Genomic DNA, 16,971 nt, shown 5'->3' on the forward strand with positions numbered 1-16,971 from the left:
ATAGCCCCTTATTCAAAATAAGGGGCTATTTGATCATAACTAACTATTCATTAAAAGATTTTGATGATCTCACCCTGGCTTATTCCAGCGATAAAGTATGGGAGGGATCATAATCTAGTTACAATGTTCCACGTGGAACATTTTTTAAATTGTTTATGAGTTCGTTACCCACTCATTTACAGGTGATTACGCAGAAATTTAACTCGGCATTAACAGCAGTTAGATGCCAGAAAATTAATCATACCGTCGGGTTTATTGATGTTGCAAGATAAAACCACTATCACAGAAACAATCGACTGAAAATGTGCTTGCATACGCAAGCAAGTAATTTAAAAATACTAAGAGTTAGATGTTTATTGAACTGTGCGCTGATAGGGTAAGGTGAATAAAACTCGGTTACAGGCTAGGGTTCCACTATACAGAATAGATTTTTAGCTCTATGTTTCACGTGAAACATCAGTTTGCTGTACTACTCCTTGGCTTAGCTGATAACAAAAACCAGCTTCATCAGGACATAAAGTATGTAAATAATCAGCACTGGCATTAGTGGTAATTACATACTGCCCCCTACGCGAAGACAAATAGGTCAATAATCTTTTTTGGTGAGTTTCATCCAACTCTGCAGGTAGATCATCAAGTAAATACAAACAATCATGGGCAACCAAATTCGCTTGCGCAAGTTTTAATGCAATTAAAATGATTTTCTGCTGTCCACGCGAAAGGAATTGTTTTGCTTTATTTAAATTACTTTCAATAATAATATCTGCTTGATGTGCACCATATTGCGTATACTGTTTATGTTTATCACTCTCAAAATACTCTTCCAAAATCTGTTGTAATTCTTTGCCACTATTTTTTTTATCCCAACCTTTAAAATAATGCAAAGTACACTCAAGATCTGTTAGCTGCGCTAGAACCAAATTAAATTCTTGCTCCCAAAGGACAAAGTATTCTTTTCGTAATAAATCCAACTGATGTGCTAAATCACTTAACTGTTTATCCCATGGCACAAAATGAGCAAAAGGTGCGTTTTTTTTAAATAAGGCATTACGATGTTTCAGTACCTTTTTATAATCCTTCAATAAACCAAGGTAATTAGGTTTCACGTGAAACAATCCCCAATCTAATACACTGCGACGCAGTGTAGGACCCGCATCAATGATTTGAAAAATATCTGAGTAAAAGATTTGGCAGGGCAAAGCATAAGCCAGTTGACTGGTACTGGAACAAAACTGGTTGTTCAATTTAATTTGCGTAGGTTGTGCAGAAGACTTTTGAATGCTAATGCGTTCCTGTTCGGTGCCACGTGCAAAAACAGTAAAGCTGGTTTGCTCTTGTTGAATAATCGGTGCAATTTCACGAGAACGAAAAGAATGGCCACAACTTAAGAGATAAAGGGCTTCAAGAATGGAGGTTTTACCGCTGCCATTGGCCCCAGAAATAAAATTAAATCTGGGGTGTAATTGCAGTTTTAGTGAAGAGAGATTACGTAAATGGTGAATTTTTAATTCAGAAAGTATCATATCTTCATAGGCATAATAATGTATTGATAATGCTCATTTTCTAATGACTCAATTAAAATACTACTGTCCATATGTGACAAAGACAAGCGAATTTGCCCATCACCAAAGTGAGAAAGCACATCCAATAGATAAGTCGCATTTAAACCAATTTTTAGCTCATCACCCTGTGTTTCTGCAACTAAAGATTCAACCGCTTCTTCTTGTTCATTATTATTAGCAATTAAGGTCAATAAACCCGGCTGCAAATGCAACATCACTGCTTTAGATTTTTCATGCGCTAAAATGACTATTCGTGATAATGCTCGTTTTAATATCATGCAATCGATGATAATTTGTTTGTCTTGATTACGAGGAATTGCTTTAGCATAAGGAGGAAAGCGCGCTTCGATTAATTTCGATAAAAATACAAATTGCTTACTTACTAATTTAAAATGCGATTTACCTGCAGCCAGTAAAACATGTTCATCATCAATACCGTTTAAAAGGCGCAATAATTCTTGGATACCCTTTTTAGGAATCAACAATTTTTTATCACTACTATTTTCACATTGATGCCGACAAATGGCCATGCGATGACCATCGGTTGCTACCGCAGAAATAAGATTCGGTTCAAAATCTAAAAATAAGCCATTCAAAAATACCCGTACATCTTGCTGTGACATGGCAAAATGAGTTGACTGTAATAATTGCAACAATACCAATCGCGGGATACTCAGTTCAACATCGTTACACTCATCCTCGCTCAAAGGATAGCCATCTGCCGGCAAGGTAGTGAGTTTAAATGAACTTCGGCCTTGCTTAATAGTTAAAATGCCATTATCAACCCGTAAATTAGGGCTAGACTGTTCGTCTAGGGAGCGAATAATATCAATAAATTTTTTTGCAGGAACCGTAATTGAACCCTCGGTTTGTGCAGACTCACAAGGAACTTGTGCAGAAATTTCAATTTCCAAATCAGTTGCCGTAATGGACAACTGCCCATCCACTAATTTAAATAAAAAATTTGACAGTATGGCTAAAGATTGCTTTTTATCGACAGCACCAGCAACGGCAAGCAAAGGGGTAAGCAAATCTTCCTTTTTTATCGCAAATTCAAACACCACAAGCTCCTATTTTAAGAGGATAAGATGCGCATTAAGTTTTTATAATCTTCAGCAAAATCGCTATCATCCTGAACTAGCTCTTTAACCTTCCTACAGGCATGAATGACTGTAGTATGATCACGACCACCAAAATGATCACCAATTTCAGGCAAACTGTGATTGGTTAACTCTTTAGCTAAAGCCATCGCCATTTGTCTTGGTCTAGCAATAGAACGACTACGACGTTTAGACAAAATATCAGCCACTTTGACCTTATAATACTCAGCAACTGTTTTTTGAATATTCTCAATAGTCACTAACTTATCTTGTAGCGCTAACAAATCACGCAATGCTTCATGAACAAACTCAATGGTGATCGGCTTACCCGTAAAATGTGCATTTGCAATAACACGACGCAGAGCCCCTTCAAGCTCACGTACATTCGAACGAATACGTTTCGCAATAAAAAAAGCAACTTCATAAGGTAATTCAATATTGGATTGCTCCGCTTTACTAATCAAAATAGCAACCCGCGTTTCTAATTCCGGAGGTTCTACGGCAACAGTTAATCCCCAACCAAAACGCGACTTTAACCGCTCTTCCATCCCTTCAATTTCTTTGGGATAACGATCACTGGTTAAAATGATTTGCTGTTGACCTTCTAGTAAGGCATTAAAAGTATGGAAGAATTCTTCTTGAGAACGATCTTTACCAGCAAAAAATTGAATATCGTCAATAAGTAAGGCATTTAATGAACGATAAAAGCGTTTAAATTCATTAATTGAATTAGTTTGCAGAGCCTTCACCATATCGGCCACAAAACGCTCAGAATGCAGATACAATATTTTAGCATCTGGATTGTTTCTAAGAATTTCATTACCAACCGCATGCATTAAGTGGGTTTTACCCAAACCTACTCCACCATAAATAAATAAGGGATTATAAGCATCCCCCGGACGTTCGGCTACCTGCATGGACGCGGCACGTGCTAATTGGTTCGAGTTACCTTCCACAAAACTTTCAAATAAGAATTTCTTATTTAAATGGCTACTTTTGTAATCTACTGCTTTTTTTGGAGCACTTTTAGCAACCAAGGTTTCAGTGGAGCTAGATATGGCTTTATTATCGCTGGCACTAACTATTGTCGTACTCGAATCCACCGCCACTGAAGATTTACTACCAATTTCGATGGAAATGGATTTAATTTCATCGCCACAAAATTGTTTGATCAATTCTTCTATACGCGAAAAAAAATGTTTTTTTACCCAATCAACAACAAAACGGTTAGGTGCTAATAATACCAAACGTTGTTCCTCAGTATGTGCCTGCAAAGGACGTAACCAAGTATTAAATTGCTGGGCAGAATATTCATCCTGAAGCAAACCTAAACATTTTTGCCAAACTGCTGCTGACACAAAACAACTCCTCATCAACGAAGAAGGTAAAAATAAATAAAACCAGAAAATCAAATTTAAATAAGGTCTGTGGTCTTTAAAATAAACAAAGAATTCCCTACAACATGCCACAAAGCCCTTAACACTGCTCGATAAAGATTTTAAGGCATTTACCAACAGAACCTAATTATCCCTGAATATAAATACTGCCACGGAATGTTCCACGGCAACAAGATAATCTAAGCATGAAATTTAAAGTGAAACAACCACAACTACTCTAAATAGTGAGGCGACAAGTATACTCAGCCTTTAGTATAAAGGCAAAGTTATCCACAAATAAAAAGCATTTTACGGACAAATAAAGCACAATCTAACAATTATCTTTACTATTCTGTGAATAAAAAATGTAGGAACTGAAATTAATGGGAATAAATACCAGACTTATCCACTCCGAACAGGGAGTGCATAATTTGCTCAGATTTAATAAATAAGCTATAACTAACTAGATTAGGGATAAAATCATTTGTGGTATTTATCATACCAAAACTTGGTCTAACGCGAGCTAGTATTGTAAAGTATTTAGAGAGAGCAAGAATGAATCTAAATAATAAAACGGTATGGATTACCGGCGCCTCCTCAGGGATTGGCGAGGCATTAGCTTATGAACTAGCAAGTTCCGGTGCCAGGCTTATTCTCTCCGCAAGAAATAAAGCTGAATTAGAACGAGTCAAAAACAGCTGCGAGAACCCAGAAAAACACATTATTGTCCCACTTAATCTAGAGCATCACCAAGAATTAGAAAAACAAGCATTTACTGTTTGGGAAGAATATGGCCCTATTGATCTACTTATTAACAACGGGGGTATATCCCAACGTTATCTCGTAGCTGACTCAGCCTTTGCATTGGATAAAAAAATAATGGATGTCAACTTTTTTGGTGCCATTGCCTTAACTCGACCGATAGTAAAAAAAATGCAGCAACGAGGAAGCGGCCACATCGCCGTTGTATCCAGCATGCTAGGGCTTTATGGAATCCAGACACGTTCAGCCTATAGCGCCAGTAAACATGCACTTAGAGGTTATTTTGAAAGCCTTCGTAATGAATTAGCAGACACTAAGCTCATAATTACCCTAATCTACCCAGGCTTTATCAATACGAATATCACTCAAAATTCCTTATTAGGCAGTGGAGAACCCTTTGGAAAAAAAGATAAAAGCCACGAAAGCGGAATAAAGCCTGCTGTTTGCGCGCGAAAAATAGTGCATGCCATCAACCATGAAAAACCAGTAGTAGTCATTGCAGGGCTTAAAGAACGTTTTGGCGGGATTCTGGCGCGCTTTTGTCCGATTCTATTTCGCTATATATCACCAAAGTTTGAGGTGTAAGTCATCAACAATGTTTATGGATGAATATTCTAATGAGAATTAATATGATTATCCACAGTTTAGTTCTTTTAGGCAAAAGTACGTTCTTAACATAATGATCTTTACCACCATTGGAGATTTTAATAAATTCTTTATGTTAGTTGTAATTCAACATCACCGACTTGAATACCATAATTTTTAATTATGTGTTCAGATTCTTTAAAATCAACACCATATACATCGATAATATTCGCAGCCTTTAGAGTGAATGAGATAGCAAAAAACCATATGAAAATTGTAATTCTTTTCACAAAAATTTCCCTCAAAAAAACTTGGTGTAGTGGTATTAACAAATAAAGCAAAAGCAAATGCAGCTCAAATTGGAAATAAAATTATGCGAAAAGCAATCAATTATTAATAACTAAAGCGCTATTAATAAGCTATGGATAAATCAGTACACAGATTAGGGATAAGCAGCATATAAACTTGGGGGTTTCGGTTAACGCATGATCTATTTACACTTAGATCACAGGCTAAAGCTGGATTTACAAACAACTTTCAAAACAATCTAAGCCATTGTATTTAAATAATTTAATAGAGTTATCAACAGGTGATGCTTTTATATATAATAAACATAAGTATTTTAAATAAAAGAAATATTATTAATATTACGCAGATAAAAAACACTGCATCAAAATGAAAAGCACCACTCAAAAAAACTAGCTACCTAACACCAAGAATTTAGCTCCTCATAAAAAAATAATTCAAACCTGTTTCATCTCCGATTAAGCAAAAACTAAATTTAATACTCGAATGATTCGTTTCGATTTAATTATTAATAAAAAAATTAAACCGAGCTCTTCTAGCGTTATTTTAATTAAAACAACTTTGTTTATGAGGAACCGCATTAAGGCTAAAAAAAGTCACTAAAGCTATAAACTCATGTAAAAAACAAGCTCATTGGTGTTTTTTTACACAAACCGAATCAATTAAACTATGTATAACCAGGATCAAATAACGCGTATAAGATGCAGATAAGATCGTGGATAAATAAACTTTTTAAAGAAATAACAAATAGATCACAGGTAGAAACAAGATTTATAAACAAGGTTTAATTAAAGATAACTTATTGAATTTAATAACAAAAAAATTGTTATTAACAGGAGGTTGTGTTCTATATAACAAACATAAGTTTTTTAAAAAGAAAAAATTATATAATAATTAACAACGGTGTATAACTCATAAAATTCTTGGGATTTACACTCAATAAGCAAAAAATAATCAAGCTTCTAAATTGACAGTAGAAAAAAAGTTCTCTATCATTGCCAGCCTCATAATTTCATTAACAGGTTCATCATGAAACGCACCTTTCAACCAAGTAACTTAAAGCGTCAACGCGATCATGGTTTTCGTGAGCGTATGGCTACTCGTGCAGGCAGATTAGTAATTAAACGTCGTCGTGCTAAAGGCCGTAAGCGTTTGTCAGCCTAAGTGTTTGCTTTTAAAAAAGCACAACGATTATTAATCAAGAAAGATTATGATCGTGTGTTTGAACAAGCAGGAAAAATTGTCACATCCGAATTTATTATTCTCTTTAGAGAAAATAATTTAGGTTATGCCCGACTTGGGCTGGCGCTATCGAAGAAAATGATAGCAAAGGCTCATGATCGAAATCGTATTAAGCGGTTAATTAGAGAAAGCTTTCGGCAAAAGGATTTACCTGCCGTTGATATGATTTTTTTAGCCAGACAAGGTGTCGCAAAGCAAGCAAACTCAAACATCAACACCAGATTGGGCAAATCATGGGAAAAATTAACCTCATGCTTCGGCAAATAATTTGTTTACCAATTAAATTGTATCAGTATTTGATTAGTCCCTTGCTAAAACCCTGTTGTCGCTATTATCCTAGTTGTTCGCAATATGCGGAACGTGCCATCAAACAATGTGGCATAACCAAAGGTTTGTGGATGGCTTTAAAAAGAGTATTACGCTGCCACCCTTGGGCACAAGGTGGTTATGATCCCGTACTCCCTAACGATGAGAAGCTTTGATGGATATACGACGTATTATTTCATATATGGCGCTAGGGCTAGTTAGTTTATCGCTCTGGAATGCTTGGCAAACAGATTACCCCCCGAAACCAGTAGAAAATGCTGCGGTTATGCAAAAAAATACTGCTGAACCTTTATTACCTCAAGTTAGTTCTACAGGTAGCACTGCGGAATCTTCACCATTAGCTCCTTCACCTGAGCAAACAAGTGCTCAGCCAGCAGCTTTGGTTGAGGTTAAAACCGATGTGTTAAATGTGACTATTGATTTACAGCAAGGGGATGTTGTTTCCGGCCAATTACTGGATTATCCTTTAAATGTAGATGAAAAGAATAAACCCTTTTCTTTACTACAAAATGAAGGAAATGAGCGTTATGTTGCTAACAGCAGTCTTTTAGTTCCTTCTGCACAAGGTGTTAAAGCACTAAACTTGAGCTTTACTACGGAACAAACTCATTATGAATTAGCTTCTGACCAACAACAGTTAGTTGTTACTTTAAATGGAAAAAATGAAGATGGCTTAACGGTAAATAAAGAATTAACCTTTACCAAAGGTAGCTATCTTATTGATGTAAATTACAAAATTGTTAACCAGAGTGCCAGTGAGTGGAAAGGGTACATGAACACCCAACTGGTTCGCAGCTCTCCTAAAGAAGATAAGCCGAGTATGTTCCAAGTAGGTTCTTATACGGGCGCTTCTTATTCTGAGCCAGGTAAACATCGTTTTCAAAAAGTTAGTTTTGGCGATATGAGCAAAGCTAACCTGGATGTAGACAGTAAAGGTGGTTGGGTTGCTATGCAACAGCATTACTTTTTAACTGCCTGGATTCCACAAGCCGATAGTGAAAACAAGTTTTATACTCGTGCGGTAAATAATGACTATACGATTGGTGCAGTAAGCCAGCCGATCGTTTTAAAACCTCAAGAGCGAAAAACAATTTCTGCGCAATTATACGTAGGCCCGGAAATTACCAGCGTACTTAAAAGTATTGCACCATCACTCGATCTGACCGTGGATTACGGCATCCTGTGGTTTGTTTCTAGCCTGTTGTTTTCGTTGATGAAGGCTATTTACAATGTTGTCGGTAACTGGGGTTGGTCTATTGTTCTCGTTACTATGCTGATTAAATTGGCGTTTTATAGACTTTCTGCGACCAGCTATAAATCAATGGCCGGTATGCGTAAGCTACAACCTAAACTGCAAGCATTACGTGAGCGTTATGGTGATGATAAGGCCAAGATCAGCCAAGCAACTATGGAGCTTTACAAGCAAGAAAAAGTAAATCCATTAGGTGGGTGTTTGCCGATTCTTATTCAAATTCCCGTATTTATTGCCTTGTATTGGGTTTTATTAGAAAGCGTTGAGTTAAGACAAGCTCCATTTATTTTTTGGATAAAGGACTTGGCTGCTGCTGATCCTTACCATGTGTTGCCATTGATCATGGGGGCTACCATGCTGATTCAGCAAAAATTGAATCCAGCGCCACCTGATCCAATGCAAGCTAAAGTAATGATGTTTTTACCTATACTCTTTACGGGCTTATTCTGGAACTTCCCGTCAGGTTTGGTACTGTACTGGATTGTCAATAACACCTTGTCAATTCTGCAACAATGGTACATTACGCGGAAGTATTCCGATGACGAACCTGCTAAAAAGAAAGTTGTGGCTACTGCAAAATAAATGACCACTGATACGATAGTAGCCATAGCCACCCCACCGGGTCGAGGTGGGGTAGGCATCATCCGCTTATCAGGCCCAAAAGCCTATACAATTGCCATGACCATTAATGGCAACAAAGAATTACCCCCGCGATTAGCTACCTTCAGCTCGTTCTATGCTGATAACAGTCTGGTTGACCAAGGCTTGATGTTTTATTTTAAAGCCCCTCACTCCTTCACCGGTGAAAACGTGGTGGAGATTCAGGCACATGGTTCGCCTGTGGTGTTGGATATGCTGACTAAAGCGTGCATTAATGCAGGAGCCCGACTTGCTCGCCCTGGGGAGTTTTCCGAGCGTGCTTTTCTAAATGACAAAATTGATTTAACTCAGGCAGAAGCGATCGCTGATTTGATCCAAGCCAGCTCACAAACTGCCGCGCGTATGGCGTTGAAATCCCTACAAGGAGAATTCTCCACCAAAATAAATCAGCTTAATGAACAGCTTATTTATTTACGCCTTTATGTTGAGGCGGCAATTGATTTTCCTGAAGAGGAAATTGATTTTCTCAATGACGGTAAAGTTTACGGTTTATTACAAAGCATTTTAAATGAGCTCAATGCCATTCGCGCTCAGGCCAACCAAGGGGTCATGTTACGTGAAGGTTTATCCATGGTTATTGCCGGTAGACCAAATGCTGGTAAATCAACCTTAATCAATTGTTTGGCAGGGCGCGATATAGCTATTGTGACGGAGATCGCAGGAACCACCCGTGACGTCATGCGTGAACATATTTTATTGGATGATATTCCGCTTCACATTATTGATACCGCAGGTCTGCGCGAATCCGATGATGTGGTTGAAAAGGAGGGGATCAAACGTGCTTGGCAAGAGCTGAAACAAGCGGACTGCGTCCTGTTGGTAGTTGATATCAATGATCCAGAACATCATCATATTTTGACCAAAGAAATTAAAGCGGCTTTACCACCAGAAGTACCCATTATTACAGTATTTAATAAAATTGATACCGTAAATCATCAACCACAAGTACAAGAAAATAACGTTTATCTTTCTGCAAAATCAGCATTAGGTATTAATGGCTTAAAGCAAGTGATTAAAAATGTAGTTGGTTATCAACCGACGGAAGGGAAATTTTTAGCTCGAAGACGCCATTTACAAGCTTTAGATGATGCTAAAAATTTATTAGTCACTGGCCAACAACAATTGTCTGAACATCGCGCTGGCGAGTTATTAGCTGAGGATCTACGTCTTGCCCATCAAGTATTATGTGAAATTACCGGCGAGTTTTCCTCGGATGATTTATTAGGGCGTATTTTTTCTAGTTTTTGTATTGGTAAGTAGGCCCATGTTTTTATAACGATCTCGTAGAGCTTTTTTGGAAGGTTCTTTTTTAAGTATGTACTATACTATCGCGGACTACGTAAATCTGACCAAAAATTGCCGGATGAGAAAGAAACCAAAGGTCTGGACTCACAGAAAGAGTCCCATAAGTTTGGACAAAATCCTCAAGGTGGTTTCAATAAACGCCAACAAAAATAAAAAGTAATAATCTTTTCAGTGCATTGAATTTCAATGCACCATCCCGTTATTTGGCAAATTAAAAACCAATTATTTATTGTTACATTGTGTGTAAAAAAAACACAAAAAGGCTTGTCAAAATAAAAGGCTAATGATAACGTAGTAAATCTTTCTGTCTTTTTTTTGTGAGGTTGTGATAATGGGTTACGCAAATGCAGCTTTTATTAGGGATGATAAAAACAAATTTTTTAGCATGCTTCGTAAATCTAAAGCCACACATTCACGGGTGGAAAAAGAACATAGGGTAGATGAACTGAAAATAGTGGATGAGGCAGTAAGAAATCACCGTTACAGTGCGTTATTGGAAAATCAAATCGATTTAGAGGCTGAGTTTACCCAACTATTTGCGGTACTACTAAAACAGAAAGGTCAAGATAATAAAGAGTTTTGGATGTATTGTTATTATTGTGCCTCGTTACTGGAATCCTTTTATAAAGCCTATTCAAATGAAGCCAAGGTAGATGAGTATAGCAATTTAAGAGTACAAATAAGGAAACGCATACTGAATGAAGAGCGAGAGAATGCTAAGTCTAAGACCGCTTTCGCTGAAGCTCTAGTGAATAATTTTACTGGCAGCTTACGTAATTTAACAAATGCTCCATATCATACGTCACAACTGCGCGATTATGTAGGTTATGCTAACGTTTGCCGTTTGTATTGGACCTTTACTCGGTTGACTTTAGTGAATGGTTTAAGGTTTGCCAAAGAGTTGCAATTTATTGAACAATTAGATGCTATTCTGGGAACGCATACCGATATAGATAAAATAATTTCTGTATTTCAAGCTCCTAATGGCATTCTTAATTATTTAAGTGTGGGCTTCTTTTTAACCCGTTTTATGATTGATGCGGGAACCTTACTGCGTCACGTCCTTGTTCCTACTGATGATGAATACAACAATTCAACCATGGGGCAGCGTTTTAAATATGAACTATATAAGCTGCATTGGGGCTTTGGTAATGACTTAACGTGGACAGCGGTTAACTTTTTAACTAATTTTAATCATATTACTAATATCCCAGGTCCTGTTGCTGGCGCAATTACCGCGGTATTTTTAGGGTTTGATGTGTGCATGGCTTTATATCAATCTTATTTATTTAAACAAGAATATCTAGTTAAAAAAGCACAATATACGCTGGAACGAGAAAACTACCAAAATCCTAACTCACCTGATTATTTAGTTGATTTAACCAGTCATGAACGTGTGCAGCATGCCAATATATTAACGAAACAACTCGAAGAATTAGAAGTTGACTGGAAGACTAAAGAAGGAAAACTTTATTTTGTCGCTTCTGCTGCATCCTTACTGATGTTAGGATTTTCTTCTACCTTAATTTTTAGTCCGCCAGGAATTATTATTGCCAGTTATTTTGCATGTACGGTCGCTATAGCCATGTATTTATCTACAGGCTGCTACGGAAAATATCAGGAAAAAAGCCTTCGTTTGGCCGATGCAAAGCTTTTTAATACGGGTTTAGAGCTTGCCCAGAAAGAATTTGACGCGGCGCGTAGTGATTTTATCTTTACCATGGCGAAAAACGTGATAGTACCTTCGGTTTTAATCACCACTTTTGCCCTTTATTGGCCTGCGGCAGTGGTTTTAACTGCAGTTTATTTAGGACATGAGCTATTGCATTCACATGATCAACATGAATGCAATCAGGAAATACAAGAACTATCTTTTAGCATGTAATATAATTTAAAAAAATAAGTAACTTGGATGGAGAGATTTCCATCCAAGTTACTTCGTGTTATAAAATTACCAAATTTCATTGGATGAGGTTATAGATGGAATTGAAGCTAAACCCTCAAAAAGTGCGCAAATTAAGGCATTAAAAGCTCAAGTAAAAGACAGTGACGAATGTTAACGTTACGGAATCATCATTTAGTAGCCCGTATTAGACGAAGTCATAATACGGGTATCTGCCTCAAAAGTCCTGTAGTTTAATACGGGTTTAAAGCACCGAGACCCCAGCCTGCCATGATAAAAATGGCAAAGCACACCTTTCAATCCCGATGCCAAAACCTAAATCAGCACTGCTGGCATAAGAAGAATGCTTGGTATAATAATTAGTACATGGTGGAAGCAAGGAGAAGAGCTTACCGTATAACCAGTACTTGTTGAGCTTTCATCACTAGGGGCGGTCCAATTTATGTCAACGGTTCCATATCCATTGGCCATAATATTCTGCGGTATATTGGGAAGATTAGTTGGCGCGTATTATTCGTTTATTCTAAACGTGCTACCAAATTAAATGACCATTTCAACATACAGGATCTCTTTTTTATTTTCAATCAGGCTGCCTGTTCGCGGGAAATTTGGCATTCTTTGGGGTAATACTGTCGGAAACGAGTAATGAAGTCAAAAAGGTAGACTTCTTAGGTTTTTGGTTCCATGTTGCGGGCGCATCTAAAATTCACTTAGATCCATTATCCTTATCTGCCCCACAAAAATCACAATAGGGCAATAATGAATAACGAATATGCGAACAATGTATGCACTGCTCAAATAACTCTTCCCCACAACCTGGACAGGTATAACGGTTTATTCCATGTAAATTAGCATTCGTCAGTGGTGGATTAGCTCCTTTTTCCACCGTAACAAATTTGGTAAATCCAGGTTTTATGGGAAATTGACATATGGGGCATTGCACTTTTTGATATGCTTCTCGGTATTGTTTCTGTAACCAATCGGGTTTAGGAGCCACTACCATGCGTAATCTGGAAATCAGCGTTTGCGCTGTAATGTAGATTAGGACAAAAACCAGGATGTATTTAAAAATATAGGAAGGAAAATAATAATGCATAACCTCATATATTTTATAGAAAACAGCGATTCCAGAAGCCATTATTAAAGGCTTATACATACTGTTCTTATAGCGGCGAAATAGGTAGGCAGATATAAGTAATAAAGGGATTAAAACCAGCAATTGTAATCCTGCCATCGCCCAATTATGGCGAACCCATAAGGTATTATATTCCTTATCTGCTTTTTGATTTTGTTTGTCTAATTGGCGGTCTATGTCATTGAATTGATTTTGTAGTTGTTGTCTTGCCAAATTATCTTTAGTGATTGAACTGTTTAAATCTTGAAATTGGTTTTGATAATTTAAATACAAACTGGTTACCTGTTGTAAATTTTTTTCAGACTCAGGAGAAAAGGTGACCCCCTTTTGAATACTGGCTTTTTGCAGATCCAGTAATTGATTCATGGTATCTCGATAACTATTAATACTTGTTTGTAAGATGTCCTGCTGTTGTTTTTGTTCATCAACTTTAGCGATTAGCTTACTCAGCTGTTGATTAAACGATTCTTTATTTTTAACCAGGATAGGGTCTTGATATTTTTTTTGTACTTCTTGCAAAGAGGGGCCGGCTTGATTACCGATGTCATCCATTAGAAAACCAAGAAACCAGTAAATCAATAAGCCCAATAAAATAGTGAGCGTTATGACCAGCGCACGATGTCCTTTCGGTCCTTTTTTCTCTTTTACTAATTCAGTGTCCATGATTAAGTTCGCTTAGTTTATTCTAGGCTTAGAGCTATATCTAAATTATAGGACATGTTTTTATTCTGTTGGGTGGATGAGGGCACGGGCTTTTCATGAACATTTTTAAATCAATATTGTGTAGAATGATCGCGTTTGATTTTACAAGGCTTTTAGAATGTCAGAAGTTATTGATTTGTTATCCACGATAGACTATTCGCGCGTTGCCAATAAAATAATATACCCATTACTCACTCTTCTATTTATATCAATTTGTGCCATTTTTTGTGGAGCAGAAAGCTGGGATTATATCGTTGTTTTTGCAGAATCCCGTAGGGAGTGGCTTTCCAAATCCCTGTAACTAATCCCGTATTTACAATACCAACGCACACATTGCAATATTACTTCACCATGAAAATGACGCCATTTAAATGCTGCAGGTTTCGTTGAGCGCATTTGAGATCTCAGTTAATAGTTTTTGCAACGTATATGAACCAATTAACAGAGTCTTTAGCGACTTTATTTGGAATTTAGCTTAACGTTTTTCAGATATAATTTTTTTACCATCTTTTAAAAGAAGCAATAACTGATTTTCCCTTATTGGGGAGGATTCAAATCCAAATCGCTTATAAAAAGCATTCGCTTTTTCATCTATAGCATGAACTAATAAAGCTCTAACACCACCTTGTTCTGCAATTTGAAAAGTTCTTAATATTGCATCTTTAAGCATTCCTTTACCAATGCCCTTCCCTTGATAGGCATGATGAACAGCTAATCTCGCTAAGATGACAACAGGAATAGGATATTTACCCATACCCTTTTTTATGCGTTCAGATGCCTCATCAATATCCACCTGCCCAACTGTAAGACTATAAAAACCAACCACAAGGTTATTGTCAGCAACAATAAAAGTGCTGGCAGAGTCGGACGCTTTGGCTTGAAAAGCATATTTTTTTAACCAATCATCCAATTCAGTATAATTACTATTAAAACCAATTAAATCATGATCTTTATTTAAAGCTTCAGGGTTTTTTAGCGTCATTTAAATCCCAAGGAAATGATGAAGAAAATAAATCCTTTAGCCCTTCATTTTCTTTCGCTGGGCGATCTAGAATTTCGGAAAATTTGTTGAATACATCCTCGGAGACCATAAAAATCCTTTGATCTAAAATAACTTTTTCAGCAGCTTGATATGCACTATCCATTATGAAATCAGTCAATGACTTATGGCTTATATCTGAGGCCATTCGGATTATTTTGGCTTGCGGTTCAGATGCACGAAAACCTAAGCGAGAAGTTTTTGTACGAACAGTCCTTGACTGCGCAGCACTTACCCTTCTGCGGTTTTTAGCCGTAGGTGTTTTGGCATTATCCACCTTTCTAGCATTTGTCATAATATGTCTCAAAATAATCTCTCTTGAATATATGTTAGTACAATTGACACACCTTATCAACAATAATAGCTTTCGTGCAAATCATGTGAAATGCTTATTGTGTCATGTGTTGAGCAAAATTTCCGAAGTATTTTTTCAACAGGCCTATAATTTCATCCCGATGTGCACCTTTGGCAAGTTGTACCACCATATCTGGCAGCTCGCCATTTTTCAGCCCTAGCGCACCACTTACTTGTGACGATAGAGACTTCCGATTATAGAGAGACAACAGACGTTCAAAGTCTTTTGAAGTTATCACTTCATTGTCAATAATTCCATAAACCTGTAAATAGTGCAGTTGGGTATTGGCCTTAAACGCCTTGACCGACAATATTACTTGAGAGCAACTACCTCATGGTATGACCAAAAAAGAAGGTAGAAGTGCTCGATAAAGAGCTACATCATGACTTCCATTATCTCCCTCGACAAAAACAACATTTTTTCTACTAAGTAGGCATTACTAAATAGCTAGAATAAAAAGAGGCATTATTTTATCATTTCTTCTTCATTAATTAATGAAGAAGAAGAAATGATAAGGATATCACTCAACCCAGGAGAAAAAACGGCATTAAATCAGCTAAGACTTAACCGAAATTCAACTATTGGTGAACGTGCACATTACATCTTGTTATCAAACGAAGGTAACTCAATCCCAGAAATAGCAGCTCATTTGAATCGGAATAAACATACCATTCGATCTAAATTGTCCCCTAAAACCTGTAATACATCAAAATGAGTACCTGTGGTGAGGGATTGAGCACCCGGCTCCGGCCAGGGTTGGTAGCTCTGACCCCAGCATCACTGAACCTCTACACCAATCCCCATAAACGCCAACGCATCAATAAAATTACTTAAAATTTGGGTCTTTTTCTCCTCAGATATCTTTCTTGGTATGCAAGCCAATTTCATTCGTTCTAGCTATGACCTGTTGGGGCGTCATGCCTTCTAATGGATGTACAACAGCAACTGCTTTACTAGCCAATAAATCAAGCTTCGAACCAGTTTTTCCTAGCCCTTTTAATGCAGTGTATGCTAATTTGCCTCCAGGCACTAATCCTAATGCGGCAAGACCTCGATTCATGCGCTCCCCAGAAAACAGCTCTTTACCAGACCATACTTCCTCCGCAGTTTTTAATTGCCCCACAATTTGTGCGTAACATGAGTTAATCAACAATAAGTTGAGATATTTTGAGTTGGCAACTTACAGATTTTTAATAAGTTAATTTGGTTTTGTCGCAAAACCAGTTGGCGCGCCTTAAATCTGCTTCTCTAAAATCAACATCATGAGCAATACATGAATGAAACGGCATGCCTGCTATAAACATTATAGGTGGGCCAAGACCTCGCATTTAAAATGTGAAGCTTGCATATTGTAATTGCA

General features: G+C 37.2%; 17 protein-coding genes and 1 pseudogene. 8 read left to right on the forward strand and 10 right to left on the reverse strand.

The genetic code is table 11. The annotated features are described in order from the left end of the window. Positions 1 to 437: 437 nt before the first annotated feature. Genes recF through dnaA form a run of 3 tightly spaced genes read right to left on the reverse strand, consistent with a single transcriptional unit; the run spans position 438 to position 4,020 of the window. The gene (gene recF / locus ACQY7T_RS13645; protein ID WP_428414075.1) at positions 438 to 1,523 is read right to left on the reverse strand and encodes a DNA replication/repair protein RecF; all 1,086 of its coding nucleotides are present in this window, start codon (positions 1,521 to 1,523) and stop codon (positions 438 to 440) included. After that, the gene (gene dnaN, locus ACQY7T_RS13650; protein ID WP_428414076.1) at positions 1,520 to 2,623 is read right to left on the reverse strand and encodes a DNA polymerase III subunit beta; all 1,104 of its coding nucleotides are present in this window, start codon (positions 2,621 to 2,623) and stop codon (positions 1,520 to 1,522) included. The genes recF and dnaN overlap by 4 nt, the downstream gene beginning before the upstream one ends. 14 nt (positions 2,624 to 2,637) lie before the next feature. Continuing rightward, complete coding sequence (dnaA, locus tag ACQY7T_RS13655; RefSeq protein ID WP_428414077.1) at positions 2,638 to 4,020, reverse strand: chromosomal replication initiator protein DnaA; 1,383 nt, start codon at positions 4,018 to 4,020, stop codon at positions 2,638 to 2,640. 573 nt (positions 4,021 to 4,593) lie between these two features. Here dnaA and ACQY7T_RS13660 point away from each other — a divergent pair. Further along, positions 4,594 to 5,385: an SDR family oxidoreductase gene (locus ACQY7T_RS13660; RefSeq protein ID WP_428414078.1), complete on the forward strand. Its 792-nt coding sequence runs from the start codon at positions 4,594 to 4,596 to the stop codon at positions 5,383 to 5,385. Between the two features lie 131 nt (positions 5,386 to 5,516). On the opposite strand, the gene ACQY7T_RS13665 is transcribed toward ACQY7T_RS13660, so the two are convergent. Further along, positions 5,517 to 5,675, reverse strand: coding sequence for a hypothetical protein (locus ACQY7T_RS13665; protein WP_428414079.1), 159 nt, complete (start codon positions 5,673 to 5,675; stop codon positions 5,517 to 5,519). Between the two features lie 1,045 nt (positions 5,676 to 6,720). On the opposite strand from ACQY7T_RS13665, the gene rpmH reads away from it, so the two are divergent. From rpmH to ACQY7T_RS13695, 6 genes are all read left to right on the forward strand, one after another. Beyond that, positions 6,721 to 6,855, forward strand: a complete 135-nt coding sequence (gene rpmH, locus ACQY7T_RS13670) for a 50S ribosomal protein L34 (RefSeq protein WP_428414080.1) — start codon at positions 6,721 to 6,723, stop codon at positions 6,853 to 6,855. Next, the gene (rnpA, locus tag ACQY7T_RS13675; RefSeq protein WP_428414081.1) at positions 6,856 to 7,200 is read left to right on the forward strand and encodes a ribonuclease P protein component; all 345 of its coding nucleotides are present in this window, start codon (positions 6,856 to 6,858) and stop codon (positions 7,198 to 7,200) included. Next, positions 7,167 to 7,415 (forward strand): membrane protein insertion efficiency factor YidD, encoded by a 249-nt coding sequence (gene yidD, locus ACQY7T_RS13680; protein ID WP_428414082.1) that lies wholly within the window; start codon positions 7,167 to 7,169, stop codon positions 7,413 to 7,415. The genes rnpA and yidD overlap by 34 nt, the downstream gene beginning before the upstream one ends. Continuing rightward, positions 7,415 to 9,094, forward strand: a complete 1,680-nt coding sequence (gene yidC / locus ACQY7T_RS13685) for a membrane protein insertase YidC (RefSeq protein WP_428414084.1) — start codon at positions 7,415 to 7,417, stop codon at positions 9,092 to 9,094. The genes yidD and yidC overlap by 1 nt, the downstream gene beginning before the upstream one ends. Then, positions 9,095 to 10,432, forward strand: a complete 1,338-nt coding sequence (gene mnmE / locus ACQY7T_RS13690) for a tRNA uridine-5-carboxymethylaminomethyl(34) synthesis GTPase MnmE (RefSeq protein WP_428414085.1) — start codon at positions 9,095 to 9,097, stop codon at positions 10,430 to 10,432. 376 nt (positions 10,433 to 10,808) lie between these two features. Beyond that, a complete protein-coding gene (locus ACQY7T_RS13695; protein WP_428414086.1) occupies positions 10,809 to 12,362 on the forward strand; it encodes a hypothetical protein in 1,554 nt (517 codons plus the stop codon). Between the two features lie 724 nt (positions 12,363 to 13,086). Here the strand turns inward: ACQY7T_RS13695 and ACQY7T_RS13700 are convergent. Further along, positions 13,087 to 14,178, reverse strand: coding sequence for a hypothetical protein (locus tag ACQY7T_RS13700; RefSeq protein ID WP_428414087.1), 1,092 nt, complete (start codon positions 14,176 to 14,178; stop codon positions 13,087 to 13,089). Positions 14,179 to 14,335: 157 nt separating this feature from the next. On the opposite strand from ACQY7T_RS13700, the gene ACQY7T_RS13705 reads away from it, so the two are divergent. Next, entirely contained in the window at positions 14,336 to 14,518 is a 183-nt protein-coding gene (locus ACQY7T_RS13705) for a transposase family protein (RefSeq protein ID WP_428414088.1), read from the forward strand. Here ACQY7T_RS13705 and ACQY7T_RS13710 read toward each other — a convergent pair. From ACQY7T_RS13710 to ACQY7T_RS13730, 5 genes and pseudogenes are all read right to left on the reverse strand, one after another. Further along, positions 14,503 to 14,613 (reverse strand): annotated as a pseudogene (locus tag ACQY7T_RS13710) (IS6 family transposase); the annotation flags it as partial. The gene ACQY7T_RS13705 and the pseudogene ACQY7T_RS13710 overlap by 16 nt on opposite strands. Before the next feature lie 79 nt (positions 14,614 to 14,692). Further along, positions 14,693 to 15,199 carry a GNAT family N-acetyltransferase gene (locus ACQY7T_RS13715; protein WP_428414089.1) on the reverse strand — a complete coding sequence of 169 codons (507 nt, stop codon included), beginning with the start codon at positions 15,197 to 15,199 and terminating at the stop codon, positions 14,693 to 14,695. Beyond that, positions 15,180 to 15,551, reverse strand: a complete 372-nt coding sequence (locus tag ACQY7T_RS13720; protein ID WP_428414090.1) for a DUF1778 domain-containing protein — start codon at positions 15,549 to 15,551, stop codon at positions 15,180 to 15,182. Before ACQY7T_RS13720 ends, ACQY7T_RS13715 begins: the two co-directional genes overlap by 20 nt. Before the next feature lie 94 nt (positions 15,552 to 15,645). Beyond that, on the reverse strand, positions 15,646 to 15,921 hold the full coding sequence (locus ACQY7T_RS13725) for a hypothetical protein (protein WP_428414091.1): 276 nt from the start codon (positions 15,919 to 15,921) through the stop codon (positions 15,646 to 15,648). Between the two features lie 543 nt (positions 15,922 to 16,464). After that, on the reverse strand, positions 16,465 to 16,734 hold the full coding sequence (locus tag ACQY7T_RS13730) for a hypothetical protein (RefSeq protein WP_428414092.1): 270 nt from the start codon (positions 16,732 to 16,734) through the stop codon (positions 16,465 to 16,467). Positions 16,735 to 16,971: the final 237 nt, after the last annotated feature.

It is taken from the genome of Legionella sp. (genome assembly GCF_965140895.1).
GTDB lineage: Bacteria > Pseudomonadota > Gammaproteobacteria > Legionellales > Legionellaceae > Legionella.